12 protein-coding genes are annotated in these 12,117 nt (G+C 54.8%); 5 read left to right on the forward strand and 7 right to left on the reverse strand.

Annotated features, from left to right (window positions below; all coding sequences use genetic code 11):
• Positions 1–58 precede the first annotated feature (58 nt).
• Positions 59–277 carry a CP12 domain-containing protein gene (locus tag SynPROS91_RS09810; protein WP_186516410.1) on the forward strand — a complete coding sequence of 73 codons (219 nt, stop codon included), beginning with the start codon at positions 59–61 and terminating at the stop codon, positions 275–277.
• A gap of 77 nt (positions 278–354) precedes the next feature.
• On the opposite strand, the gene cgtA is transcribed toward SynPROS91_RS09810, so the two are convergent.
• A complete protein-coding gene (gene cgtA / locus SynPROS91_RS09815) occupies positions 355–1,344 on the reverse strand; it encodes an Obg family GTPase CgtA (protein ID WP_186516411.1) in 990 nt (329 codons plus the stop codon).
• A 60-nt stretch (positions 1,345–1,404) separates the two neighbouring features.
• Between cgtA and SynPROS91_RS09820 the strand changes: the two genes are divergently transcribed.
• The gene (locus SynPROS91_RS09820; RefSeq protein WP_186519700.1) at positions 1,405–2,637 is read left to right on the forward strand and encodes an ABC transporter ATP-binding protein; all 1,233 of its coding nucleotides are present in this window, start codon (positions 1,405–1,407) and stop codon (positions 2,635–2,637) included.
• Positions 2,638–2,646: 9 nt separating this feature from the next.
• On the opposite strand, the gene SynPROS91_RS09825 is transcribed toward SynPROS91_RS09820, so the two are convergent.
• The 4 genes from SynPROS91_RS09825 to SynPROS91_RS09840 all read right to left on the reverse strand — a co-directional run bounded on the left by SynPROS91_RS09825 (position 2,647) and on the right by SynPROS91_RS09840 (position 7,597).
• The gene (locus tag SynPROS91_RS09825; RefSeq protein ID WP_186516413.1) at positions 2,647–5,064 is read right to left on the reverse strand and encodes an endonuclease MutS2; all 2,418 of its coding nucleotides are present in this window, start codon (positions 5,062–5,064) and stop codon (positions 2,647–2,649) included.
• Entirely contained in the window at positions 5,064–5,465 is a 402-nt protein-coding gene (locus SynPROS91_RS09830) for a VOC family protein (RefSeq protein WP_186516414.1), read from the reverse strand. The genes SynPROS91_RS09825 and SynPROS91_RS09830 overlap by 1 nt, the downstream gene beginning before the upstream one ends.
• A gap of 107 nt (positions 5,466–5,572) precedes the next feature.
• Positions 5,573–6,574 carry a porphobilinogen synthase gene (hemB, locus tag SynPROS91_RS09835; RefSeq protein ID WP_186516415.1) on the reverse strand — a complete coding sequence of 334 codons (1,002 nt, stop codon included), beginning with the start codon at positions 6,572–6,574 and terminating at the stop codon, positions 5,573–5,575.
• 42 nt (positions 6,575–6,616) lie between these two features.
• Complete coding sequence (locus tag SynPROS91_RS09840) at positions 6,617–7,597, reverse strand: DnaJ C-terminal domain-containing protein (protein ID WP_186516419.1); 981 nt, start codon at positions 7,595–7,597, stop codon at positions 6,617–6,619.
• Positions 7,598–7,712: 115 nt separating this feature from the next.
• Between SynPROS91_RS09840 and SynPROS91_RS09845 the strand changes: the two genes are divergently transcribed.
• Complete coding sequence (locus tag SynPROS91_RS09845; protein ID WP_186516421.1) at positions 7,713–8,081, forward strand: hypothetical protein; 369 nt, start codon at positions 7,713–7,715, stop codon at positions 8,079–8,081.
• 3 nt (positions 8,082–8,084) lie between these two features.
• Positions 8,085–9,731, forward strand: a complete 1,647-nt coding sequence (locus SynPROS91_RS09850; RefSeq protein WP_186516423.1) for a SulP family inorganic anion transporter — start codon at positions 8,085–8,087, stop codon at positions 9,729–9,731.
• A gap of 1,001 nt (positions 9,732–10,732) precedes the next feature.
• On the opposite strand, the gene SynPROS91_RS09855 is transcribed toward SynPROS91_RS09850, so the two are convergent.
• A complete protein-coding gene (locus SynPROS91_RS09855) occupies positions 10,733–11,005 on the reverse strand; it encodes a DUF1651 domain-containing protein (RefSeq protein WP_186516424.1) in 273 nt (90 codons plus the stop codon).
• Positions 11,006–11,228: 223 nt separating this feature from the next.
• Here SynPROS91_RS09855 and SynPROS91_RS09860 point away from each other — a divergent pair, with 223 nt between their 5' ends.
• Complete coding sequence (locus tag SynPROS91_RS09860; protein WP_186516426.1) at positions 11,229–11,429, forward strand: hypothetical protein; 201 nt, start codon at positions 11,229–11,231, stop codon at positions 11,427–11,429.
• Positions 11,430–11,865: 436 nt separating this feature from the next.
• On the opposite strand, the gene SynPROS91_RS09865 is transcribed toward SynPROS91_RS09860, so the two are convergent.
• A complete protein-coding gene (locus SynPROS91_RS09865) occupies positions 11,866–12,081 on the reverse strand; it encodes a hypothetical protein (protein WP_186519832.1) in 216 nt (71 codons plus the stop codon).
• Positions 12,082–12,117 lie beyond the last annotated feature (36 nt).

Consider the following 12,117-nt stretch of genomic DNA (forward strand, 5'->3'; position numbering starts at 1 on the left):
GAGGAAAGCAGCCGTAAAATATTTCCATCGCAATTGGCTTTCAAGAGCCGCCGATTCCATGAAATCCATCGACGAACACATCCAAAAAGATCAGTCAGAGATTGAAGCGGCTCGTGCTTCAGGCGATGAAGCAAAGGTGCGTCACTTGACTAGTGAGCTTCATTCTCTTGAGGAATACAAGGAGCACAATCCTGAGGACAAGCATGACCCCACCTCACTCGAGCTTTATTGCGATGCAAACCCAGACGCCGACGAGTGCCGCGTCTACGACGACTGAGCGATCTCGGGACTCTTGGTGATGAGCCTGTCTCCCAAGGCAGGTTTTTTTATGCCCATTCGATCCTGCAGCCAGCCCTAGATCCCCAATTCGCTCCAGACACAATCCAACATCTGATTCAACCCACGACTCATCGCCGCCGAGATCAGGAGAGGAGTGCGTCCGCTGGCATCAGTCAGAGCTGAAACGATCGCGTCCAGATCCTCTTGCTGAATGAGCTCCTGCTTGTTAATGACCAGAATTCTTGGGCGCTCAACCAGCCCATGTCCATAGGCTTCAAGCTCCTTTTCAACAACGCGCAGATCCAACAAGGGATCTTCGGCGCCGCCATCCACAAGGTGAATGAGGAGTCGGGTGCGTTCGATATGGCGGAGAAAATCGTGGCCCAACCCCGCGCCCTGGGCTGCACCAGCAATTAAACCTGGGATATCAGCGAAAACGGTGCCGTCTCCTGTCGGGCGGCGCACCACACCAAGATTCGGAATCAGGGTTGTGAACGGGTAGTCGGCAATTTTGGGTCGAGCAGCAGATAAAACACTGATCAGCGTGCTTTTCCCTGCATTTGGAAGCCCAATAATCCCCACTTCGGCTAACAGCTTGAGCTCCAGCTGCAATCGCCATTCTTCGCCGTCACGACCCTCCGTGAATTTTTCTGGAGCACGATTTCGATTGCTCAGGTAATGGGCATTGCCCAGCCCGCCCCGACCCCCAAACGCCACGGTGAGACGTTCTCCAGGTGTCGTGAGGTCACCGAGCATGATTCCCGTACTCATATGACGAACCTCAGTGCCACATGGCACCTTGATCACCAAGGGCGGACCTGATGCCCCAGTGCAGCGATTCGGACCTCCCCGGCGCCCATCAATCGCTGCGAACAGCCGTTTGTATTTGAAATCCAAAAGGGTTTGCAGGTTGGAATCTGCCTCCAACACCACATCCGCGCCCTGGCCTCCATCACCACCAGAAGGTCCTCCCGCTGGAACATATTTTTCTCGACGGAAGGCCATGATGCCGTCACCACCACGGCCACCCCGCACGGAAATGCGCGCTTGGTCGATGAACTGCACAGCAAGCCTCAGTTGGGGCCAATTCCCAACCCTAGGATCGAAGAGTACGAGGACAAGAGCTTGGCCGGAGTTCGCTTCGAGGCACTCAGCAAGAACTATCCGTCCCGTGGGGGGGGCAGGCCTGTTGAGGTGATTCGTGATCTCTCGCTCAGCATCGCCGACGGCGAATTTCTTGTGCTCGTTGGTCCCTCTGGCTGCGGCAAAAGCACGCTTCTGCGACTGATGGCAGGCCTGGAAGCCCCCAGCTCTGGAGAGATCCTGGTAGGAGACCAACCCGTATCTGGCCTAAGGCCAGCGAAGCGCAATGTGGCGATGGTGTTTCAAAGCTATGCGCTCTATCCGCATCTGAGCGTTCGTGACAACTTGGCCTTCGGCCTGAGGAGAAGCCAACAGCGCACGAGTTTGCAACAGCTCCAGGATCAACTTCATCGCAACACACGTCATCTCCCTGCTGCGCTAAGGATCTCCTCGCATCGAGAGCAGCAGCTCGAGAAGCGCATCCAGGATGTAGCGCAATCTCTCGAATTAGATCAGCTCCTCGATCGACGACCGAAGGAACTATCTGGCGGACAAAAACAACGGGTGGCCCTTGGTCGGGCCATGGCCCGCAAGCCAGAGGTGTTCCTTATGGATGAACCGCTGAGCAATCTCGACGCAAAATTGCGCGGGAGCACTCGCGCGCGGATCGTTGACCTCCAGCGCCAACTCGGGACCACCACCATCTACGTCACCCATGACCAGGTGGAAGCGATGACCATGGGCCACCGCATCGCCGTGCTCAATCAAGGACACCTGCAGCAACTGGGAACTCCGATGGAGTTGTATCGCTGGCCGTCCAATCTGTTTGTGGCCCAATTCATCGGCAGCCCACCGATGAACGTGCTGCCCGTGCATGTCGGGCCTGGTGCCACGTTGATGCTCAACGACAGACGCCTCAACGTGGAGGAGCCCACCAGGGCCCTACTTCAGCCCCTCGAAGGCCAACGGCTGAGCGGAGGGATCCGTCCTGAGCAACTGCATGTTGCACCAGCAACCAACCGAAATCTTCCAGCGGAAGTGAGTCACAGTGAGGTTTTAGGGAACGAACAACTGCTCACCTGCCGCCTGCTGGACGGGGACCACCTCGTGCAGGTGAGAGCCGATCCAAGCCTGAACGTTTCGATTGGAGGATCGATTCACTTAGAAGCCGATCCAGATGGCTGGCGGTTATTTGATGAGGCTGGGGACGCCATTGCTTTACCAGAGCCCCCTCCAGCCGATACCGCTGAGCCTCAACTTCCCCAGCTGAGCTGAACTCAGCGATCAGCGCAACCAAACAACGCTGCAACCTGGACCACCATCTCCCTGATCGGCATCACCAACCCGTTCCACATACGGGAGTGAATCGAGCCACTCACGCAAGCCGCGCTTGAGGCGGCCAGTACCGATCCCGTGGATCACCCAAACCGGACCATTGGCACCACGAAGCAGCTCTTCCACAGCGGCTTCAGCTTCATGCACTCTCTGGCCGCGAACATCCACCGTGTTCCGAGCGGTACGCACCTGGGAGCCGCCGAGTCCTCGCCGCGCTTTCACTTGAACCACAGGTTGCTCAGGCGGTGCAGCTCGGCGGCCATCCAGGCTTTCCACCGATTGAAGATCCACCATGCTGCGCATCACTCCACAGCGCACACTCAGTTGCTGGCCATCGTCCGATACCTCAAGCACCTCGGCCGCTTTGTCTAAGGCAAGCAGGCGAATGCGTTCGCCCACAGAGGGACGCCATTCCGGATGCAGGCGACGCTCTGGAACGGAGCGATGGTTGGATTCAAGCTTGCGCAGCCGCTGACCAGCGCGGCGAGCGGTTTCACCATCGGCCTTCTGATCCCGCAACCTGCGAATCAAACGACGCACCTCTTGTTGACCATCGCGAATCGAACTCTCCAAACGCTGACGTCCCAACTCCTGCTGCTGCGCAGAGTTTTTGCGTTGCTGCTCCCAGCGCTGAAGGAGCTCCTCATGCAGCAATTCAGTCCGAGCCAAGAGTGCAGCCGCATCTTCAGCCGCGGCCTGTTGGCGTTGCCGCTGCTCTTCCAGGCCACGAATCACAGCGTTGACATCGCCATCTCCACTGGGCTTCAGCAGTTCCCTGGCTTGTTCAATCACGCCGCTGTCAAAACCAAGACGCGTCGCGATCGCCAACGCATTGCTGCGTCCTGGAATCCCCCAAAGCAGCTGATACGTCGGCGAAAGGGAGTCGCTATCAAAGGCCACAGAGGCGTTTTCAAAGCGTGAATCGCTGTACTTGAGTGCTTTGAGCTCCCCAAAGTGGGTGGTGGCAATGGTGAGTCGGGCGCAATTGGCCAAATTGCGCAGCAAAGCAATCGCCAGGGCTGTGCCTTCACTGGGATCTGTACCAGCGCCCACCTCATCGAGCAGCACCAACGCCGGCGACGGTCCAGAGGCGATGGATTGAAGGATGCTTCCGATCCTTTTCACGTGACCACTAAACGTGGACAAACTCTGCTGAAGCGACTGTTCGTCGCCGATGTCCGCAAGAACCTGTGCACACCAAGGGAGTGAGGGACTGCCGTTGCACGGAAGCCACATTCCGGCTCTAGCCATCAATGCCGCTAAGCCAATGCTCTTCAAGGTCACTGTTTTGCCACCAGTGTTGGGTCCCGTGATGGCAACAACCCGCAACTGCTCCGACACCTCAACGCTCACGGGCACCACAGGGGCGCCACCCTCCTTGCGCTGCTGCCAAACCAACAGTGGATGGCGCAGCTCCAGAATTTGAAATGGAGCATCAGCTTGAGCTTCAAGCCGAGGTGGTACGGCACCAAGCCACTGGCCATAACGCCCCCTCGCCAAGGCCAGATCTAACTTCAACAACACGGCCATCAAGAGAGCGATCGCATCGTTTTGCTCTGCAACGGCAGCACTGAGCTCCGCCAGAACCCGACGTTCCTCTTCTCTGATTCGGCCATCGAGGGCGGCAAGACGGTTGCCGAGACCGATCACACTCTTCGGTTCAACGAACACGGTGTTGCCAGACGAAGAGCTGTCGTGAACCATTCCTGGACATTGAGAAGCGGCACCAGCCTTCACCGCTAAAACCGGCCGACCATGGCGTTCGGCAATCACGGTGTCTTGCAACAGAGACGCCCAGCGCCGCACAACCGCCTGTAAACGATCACGCCTTTCCTGGCGTGCAACCTGCCATTGGAGACGCAACTCTTCCAACGATTCACTCGCTCGGTTCGCAACGCGCCCTCCCTCTTCCAGGGCAAATTTCAAACGCTGCTCGAGCTCCGGAAGCGTCGCCACGTTCTCCAAGAGAGCTGAACAGTCAGGTCTTAAGTCAGGGTCATCGATCTGACGGCGAAGGCGTCGGGCTGCGGCGAGTGTGTGCGCCACAGACAACAACTCCTCGCCTGACGCCGTTCCGCCTTTAGAGCAGCGAAGCACAACCATCTCGAGGTCATACACCCCTTGAAAACTCAATCCGCCATCAAGGAGACCGTCCAGGCTGGCGAGCTCCATACTCCTTACTTGAAGGGTCAGCGTGGTTTCAAGGTCAGCTGGCAGCTGCCCCTTCAAACAGTGCTGGCGCCCCTGTGGTGTGTTGGCAAATGTGGAAAAGTGCTGGCACAACCGGGGCCATTCCAGCAACTCCAGGGTCTCTTCCAGGATCGAAACCGAGGGAGGCGCGGATGTCTTGCGGGGTTCAGACGTCATCAAGAGAGACCCGCAGATGCCTCCATCTGGTTGGAGGGGATTCCACCGGGAGGTTCATACAGCATCTCGAGCCAGTTCCCATCTGGATCCCGGAAGTAAAAGGAGGCTGTGCCATCTCTGTGGTCATGCACGGCCCCAACGCTGACCCCAGACGCTTTTAAGTGATCGTGGACCACATCAACCTCGGCGCGATCACGAAAGTGAAAGGCAAAATGCGGGCCTGCCGCTTTGTAGGTGGGTCCCAGGAGGGCTAACCCATCGCGACTCTCTCCCGCTTCGAGATAACACCAGTCGTCCGCCTTCCAAACCAAGCGCATGCCGAGATCACAGTAAAAAGCGATCGCACGTGACAGATCCTGCACACGGATGGCGACGTGGCCAAGGCGCTGAACCGCTGGCATAGATGCTGTGAAAGGAGACGGTCATTCTGGTGTGTCAATCGCCATCTGTGAGTGACTCCACGAGCCAGACCGTTTCACGACCCATATGGCCTATGACCTAGCCGTTTTCACCGCATCTGTAGCCACTCGGCAGCATCACAAGCGTGGTAAGTGAGGATTAAATCGGCACCTGCCCGCTTGAAGCTCAGCAAGGTCTCAAGGACCACCGCACGTTCATCAATCCATCCACGTTCGGCAGCCGCCTTCACCATTGAGTATTCGCCACTCACGTTGTAAGCAGCGATCGGAAGCTCTGACTCATCGCGCAGGCGGCAGATGATGTCCAGATACGCCAACCCTGGCTTCACCATCATGATGTCGGCACCTTCTTGTTCATCAAGCTGGGCCTCCGTGATGGCCTCGCGCGCATTGGCCGGATCCATCTGATAGGTGTCTTTGTTTTTCGGGATCACCTTCTCAGTGGTTGCTCGAGGAGCGGAATCGAGCGCCTCGCGAAACGGGCCGTAATAAGCGGAGGAATATTTTGCGGTGTAGCTGATGATGCCGACGTGCTCGAAACCGGCGTCATCAAGGGCTTCACGAATGGCGCCAACGCGGCCGTCCATCATGTCGCTGGGTCCTATCAGATCAGCCCCGGCCTCCGCCTGCATCACAGCCTGCTTGCACAGCTGATCAATCGTTTCGTCATTCAGCACGACGCCTTCTGGGCTCACAATCCCGTCGTGGCCATCACAGGAGTAAGGGTCGAGGGCAACGTCGGTCATGATTGCCATATCGGGGACTTCCCTTTTGAGCTGACGAATCGCCCTGGGGATCAAACCGTTGGCATTGAAACTTTCTGAACCGTCTTCAGTTTTCAGGCCTTCAGACACCTTGGGGAAGAGCACCACACACCGAATTCCCAGATCCCAGGCTCGTTGAACCTCAGCACTCAAGCGATCGAGACTCCAGCGATTTGCGCCTGGCATGGCACCAATCGGCTCAACCTCAGCGCCCTCGTGCACAAACAGCGGATAAATAAAATCAGCAGGAAGCAATTGGTTTTCGCGCACCATGGCCCTTAAGGCCGGAGAGCGACGCAAACGGCGGGGGCGATAGGTGATCTCCATTAATAAGGTCTGACAACAGATGCTGAGATCGTAAATCCCACCTCAGAGGCTGGCGTTCTGAATCCACTGTTGACGGGGATCTCCGTCTCGGCTGCTCTGAAGCTGTTCAAGCAGCTGACGCTGTTCGTCTGACCACTGCTTCGGCCATTGAAGATCAAGGGTGAGTAAGAGATCTCCACGGCCTGACTTTCCAGGCCAGCCTTTTCCCCTTAGGCGCAGGCTCTTTCCTGGAGCTGTGCCAGGGGGAATGGTGACATCTGCCTCACCATCTGGCGTCATCACCTTGACCATTCCACCTAGAGCAAGTTCGTCGAAGGCAACGGGCAATTCAGCCCGCAACTGATCGCCATCCAGAGTCCAGATCGGATGCGATTGAACCTCAATCACGAGATAAAGATCACCTCGACGACCCGTACCTGGTTGCACATTTCCCTTGCCCTTAAGCCGAAGCTTCGAACCACTTTTCACGCCAGGAGGGATCCGAACCTGAACCCGCTCATCGTTGACAGACAAGGTGCGTTCCCCCCCGCGAAACGCCTCCGAGAAGGTCACCTTGACCACTGCTTCAGCATCAAGGTTGATTGGTGCTCTCGATCCACCGCGGGGAAAACCACCTCCGGGGAAGCCGCCTCCAGGGAAGCCTCCGCCGTACCCGGCGGGACCTGAGCCGCCTCCAGCCGCACCGCCGAAACGGCCCAGAAGGTCATTGATGAAATCGTCAAAGTTGCCGTAGCGGCCAAAGTCAACATCAACTCCTGCAGGACCTGAGCCACCACCAGGCATTCCTGCCTGGTTCCAGTATTGGCCAAATTGCTCGTAGCGACGGCGCTTCTCAGGATCAGAAAGCACCTCATAGGCTTCGCTCACCTCTTTAAAACGCGCTTCAGCGTCCTGATCGTCCGGATTCACATCGGGGTGATACTGACGGGCCAGCTTGCGAAAAGCACGCTTCACCGTGTCGGCGTCTGCACTGCGTTCCACACCCAGCACTTTGAAGTAATCGCGGTAGCCACTGCCGGCCATGGAATTCATCAACCCGTAGGGCTGCGCATCAGATCCGACGCACAGTTTCGTCCGTGGATGCGGACCGGAGCAATGGCGGGATGCCCGAACGGCAGAGCGTTCTTAGATTTGGGACATGGTTGAAATCAGCAAACTGTTGCCTGTGTTGGCATCCCTGGCAGCGCTCGCGCTCCCATTCCCAGCGGCAGCGGCACCCAATCCGGCAGACCTGGCAAACCACCTCAGTACAAGCAAGGCGCTGTACTACGGCTCTTGGCGCTGTCCTGCCTGCATCACGCAAACCCGATTGTTCGGCGATGCAGCCAACACACTTCCCTACGTGGAATGCGCAAAACCCAAGGAGCTTCCGATTCAAGCGGCAGCCTGTAAAACAGCCGAGATTCGGGCTTATCCCACCTGGATTCTTGAAAACGGCGAGCGCCGAGAAGGAGTTCAAAGCCTCGAGCAACTCAAGGTGTGGACATCCATGCCAGCCCGTCCTTAATCCATGGCGCGTCCAAACCTGGCCTTAGTTCACGGCTTCAGCTGGAGGCACTGGAAAGGGGATTTACTGGGCGGCCTCACGGCAGCCGTGGTGGCCCTACCCCTGGCCCTTGCATTCGGCAACGCAGCACTGGGGCCAGGCGGCGCCATATACGGGCTCTACGGAGCGATCATTACGGGCTTTCTAGCCGCTCTTTTTGGCGGTACCCCTGCGCAAGTCTCTGGTCCTACTGGACCGATGAGCGTCACCGTTGCTGGGGTAATTGGAACACTCGCAGCCGTTGGGATTTCTCGGGAGCTTGGGAGCAATGAGCTACTCCCACTCGTGATGGGAGCCGTGTTGATCGGCGGGCTCATTCAGATCCTGATGGGGGTTCTGCGCCTTGGTCGCTATATCACCCTGGTCCCTTATTCCGTGGTGTCGGGTTTCATGTCTGGCATCGGAGTGATTATTCTTTGCCTACAAATTGGACCCTTATTAGGAATCAAAAGCCAGGGCGGAGTAATCACTTCGCTCGGAACAGTTTTTAGTCAATTTACTCCGAATACAGCTGCGTTACTGGTCGGCGCATTGACGCTAGCAGTGGTTTTTCTAACCCCCAAGAGACTCAGCACCTGGGTGCCATCTCCACTGATTGCATTGGTGGTGATTACACCTCTTTCCATGCTGTTGTTTCAAGACGGCATCCCCCGAATCGGAACCATTCCAGAAGGGGGATTAAACTTCAGCCTGCCTAATCTCAAAAATCACTTCCCGGTCTTATTACGCGCCGGTCTTGTGCTCGCGGTGCTCGGTGCGATTGACTCACTGCTCACATCACTTGTGGCCGATAACATCAGCCAAAGTCGTCACCACTCCAACCGAGAGCTCATCGGGCAAGGCATTGCCAACAGCGTAGCTGGACTGTTCAACGGCCTACCAGGGGCCGGAGCAACGATGCGCACGGTGATCAATATCAAGTCTGGAGGCCGAACTCCTATCTCAGGGATGGCGCATTCGGTCTTTTTACTTGTGCTGCTTTTAGGCGCTGGGCCGCTGGCCGAAAGCATTCCAGAGGCATTATTAGCCGGGATATTAATCAAAGTAGGTCTAGACATTATCGACTGGGGATTCCTTTTAAGAGCCCACCGTCTCTCCATTAAGACAGCTCTTGTGATGTGGGGCGTTTTGCTGATGACCGTATTTTGGGATCTCATCGGCGCAGTCCTTGTTGGCATGTTTATTGCCAACCTTCTGACCATTGAATCGATTACAACGCATCAGTTGGAAAGCATGAATTCAGAAGACAGTTCTCAGCTCGATCAAGAAGAGCAACATCTCTTTGATCGTTGCGGAGATGCACTCATGCTGTTTCGCTTGCAAGGACCACTGAGTTTTGGAGCCGCAAAAGGAATTAGCGAACGCATGACCCAAATCAGGCAGTACAAAATACTTTTACTCGACGTGACAGACGTTCCACATCTTGGAATCACGGCCACATTGGCGATCGAAAGAATGGTGGAGGAAGCAGAACACCACGAACGCCAAGTTTTGATCGCGGGCGCAAATGCGAAGGTGAAAGCGCGTCTGGAACAATTCCGAATCCATCAGCTCACTGGAAGCAGAAGAGAGGCCTTGGCCCATGCAGCGCAAGAACTAGACCCGAACTAACGACATCAAGACAACAATAAGAGACAGTATTTATACTCAACAATCAGACGCTGTAGCCGTGAGCACGCGGCAGACAGGGTTTGTCGACAGAATATTTATACGAATTAAGACTCCATGGAAATCCTCACTGCTCTGGCCATTGCACCATTCCTGGCTGCACTCGTACTCGGCGCTAGAGAAGCCGAGCTCGAAGAGCAAAACAATCGCTAAGGGCAAAAAGCGATGAGCCGGTCAAAAATAATTCCATTACGCCTCGTCTTCATAACTTGTTAATCTCCAATATCTTAAAATCAACAATTACCTCGATTCACGTTTATCTCTGAATCCCAGTTCCGACAATTGATATCTCTGGCCTATCAATCAAACCACTCTGTTGGGATCACTAGTTGAGTAAGCGGAAGCATTGAGGAAAATTTAAACCCCATCATGCGACGTATTATCTTTTTTAATTCTTTCGCTTGGATGCGAGTACTCAATACTAGTGATCAAGTTAATAGCCAATCAGGACACCAACGTCTAAACATCGGGCCCTTGCTTTGCCGCAAAGATCAGAAGAAAGCCTGTCCGGAAAGCCAATGGCCGTAAGGCCTCGTTGATGCCTCAGCGAATGCCAAGAACATCGTGACACCAATCCCGAGAAGGGTAATGGAAATGCCACTAGTGATAGCGATATCGTAAACAGCACGGGTCGCAGAAGGGCTTCGACTAGGGAGGGAGGAACGTTGAGCCATTGACCAGAACGACATCTATAAATTAGTTATGAAGCACTAGAGAGAATAAAACAGGCTTCATTGATGAAGCTCATCAATTCGTTTCATGGCGCAACATGCCTTGTCCACTTGCTGATAACGAAGGTGTCTTTAGACAAGCAAAAATCAGTAGAACTTTGGTTCAACTACGACCAGAGTGAAATCAAGAGTCTTAGGGAAACCATCAAAAAAGCTTGGATTTCAATCATGAGGCGAACCTTGATTCAGCTGCCAGAGAGATCAGTTCTTCCTTTATCGAACCGGGGGGTAACAGCGCTGCCAACCGGCCTCACGCATGGTGTCCCAGGTATCGACGGCCTGATGACGAAGCATCCGACGACGTGAAAGTGGGACTGGTGGATAGGGCGGTTTCCATTGAAACGTCCTTAACGCGATCAATTCACCATCAGCAGAATTGCCAGCACACTGAAAATGCACCAGTTGCTGTTGAAGCTCGTTGGAAAGCCAACCCTCACCACCAGGGATGTCTGGAAGTCGCTGTGAATCGGGACGAAGACGTGGCATTCATTAATTATGACAGCCTTAACGAAAATCGGCAGAATTAATAATGAACAGCAGATATGTGTACTGATTCAGGAGCAAACCAACCGTACCCCGCTAAAGCCATCACAAAACCAAAGCATTCCGAGTAGCAAACCTCCACATCGAATCACAACAGGAGTGCCCACCTCAACCTGATCAAAGACCTCAATCACGTCCGTGTTTAGCATTCTGATAAAGCCCTAACTTGCAGCAGCAGCTTGGGCAATGCAGCCAACAGAAGCCGTCAAAAACACATTTAAAAGAGTCTTGGCCAGATGCATTGAGTCAGGTGAAAAGTTTTAGACTTTTTATCTCAATTGACAGCCCAAAGAAGCTGCAGAGCTACAAACCAACGAAGGAAGATTTGCAAGGGATGCCCCTGGTATGGCTCATGCCAGCTGAATGACATGCATCGCTGTTGATGGATCAAAAATGGGCAGTTATGCCTATCGCCTAAGGGATACTCGGCTCATTAGAACAATGAGGTGATCTTTCACCCGCAATGAAGCTCGATAGTGCAAACGCCCATCCAATGGGAAGCCTGATCCACGACGGAACGCATACACCCTTCCACGCCTTAGCTTGCCCCCTGAATCCCCGCGTTGTCCGCATCGGTAAAAAGAGATAAGCGGCCAATAACGGAAAAAGGGTCTAACGCCTTAAGCACAACGAGAGGGTTTCTCATCGACGCCCTCGTTCTCTAAAGATCACGTTTACGAGCCCGAGGAAGCGGAGTTTTTTTCAAGGGCTCAGCCTGCGAAGCATTCTCCTCACCCGTTCAACAATAAAAAACCCCACTGAAAGCGGGGTGTAACTCATCGATCGAAGCGAACTAAACTTCTTTAGGAAGCAAGCTTGGCTGGCGAAAGATGTGCAGAGGTGTAATCAATGCCCTCTGAATGGGCAGCAAAACAACGCTGAGCATCTTGTAGGCGTTGTGCCTTTAGCTCTTTCTCTTTGATCAGGAGGAGGGTGTTCATGGGAACGACCGACAGCGCCTCAAACCCCGTTGCTTGTTTGAGATCGAACTGCGTCCCCTTTTGGGGACCAACGTGCATTGAATATAAGGGACAAGACGCGAATATGAAAGTAAT

Origin of the sequence: Synechococcus sp. PROS-9-1 (assembly GCF_014279775.1) — a bacterium.
Taxonomy (GTDB): Bacteria; Cyanobacteriota; Cyanobacteriia; order PCC-6307; family Cyanobiaceae; genus Synechococcus_C.

What these genes read in the sequence shown, in the direction of transcription:
- SynPROS91_RS09845 (WP_186516421.1), top strand. Translation starts at nt 7,713, where the DNA reads ATGGTTGAAATCAGCAAACTGTTGCCTGTGTTGGCATCCCTGGCAGCG.
- SynPROS91_RS09850 (WP_186516423.1), top strand. Translation starts at nt 8,085, where the DNA reads ATGGCGCGTCCAAACCTGGCCTTAGTTCACGGCTTCAGCTGGAGGCAC.
- hemB (WP_186516415.1), bottom strand. Translation starts at nt 6,574, where the DNA reads ATGGAGATCACCTATCGCCCCCGCCGTTTGCGTCGCTCTCCGGCCTTA.
- SynPROS91_RS09825 (WP_186516413.1), bottom strand. Translation starts at nt 5,064, where the DNA reads ATGACGTCTGAACCCCGCAAGACATCCGCGCCTCCCTCGGTTTCGATC.
- SynPROS91_RS09855 (WP_186516424.1), bottom strand. Translation starts at nt 11,005, where the DNA reads ATGCCACGTCTTCGTCCCGATTCACAGCGACTTCCAGACATCCCTGGT.
- SynPROS91_RS09830 (WP_186516414.1), bottom strand. Translation starts at nt 5,465, where the DNA reads ATGCCAGCGGTTCAGCGCCTTGGCCACGTCGCCATCCGTGTGCAGGAT.
- SynPROS91_RS09810 (WP_186516410.1), top strand. Translation starts at nt 59, where the DNA reads ATGAAATCCATCGACGAACACATCCAAAAAGATCAGTCAGAGATTGAA.
- SynPROS91_RS09865 (WP_186519832.1), bottom strand. Translation starts at nt 12,081, where the DNA reads ATGCACGTTGGTCCCCAAAAGGGGACGCAGTTCGATCTCAAACAAGCA.
- SynPROS91_RS09840 (WP_186516419.1), bottom strand. Translation starts at nt 7,597, where the DNA reads ATGGCCGGCAGTGGCTACCGCGATTACTTCAAAGTGCTGGGTGTGGAA.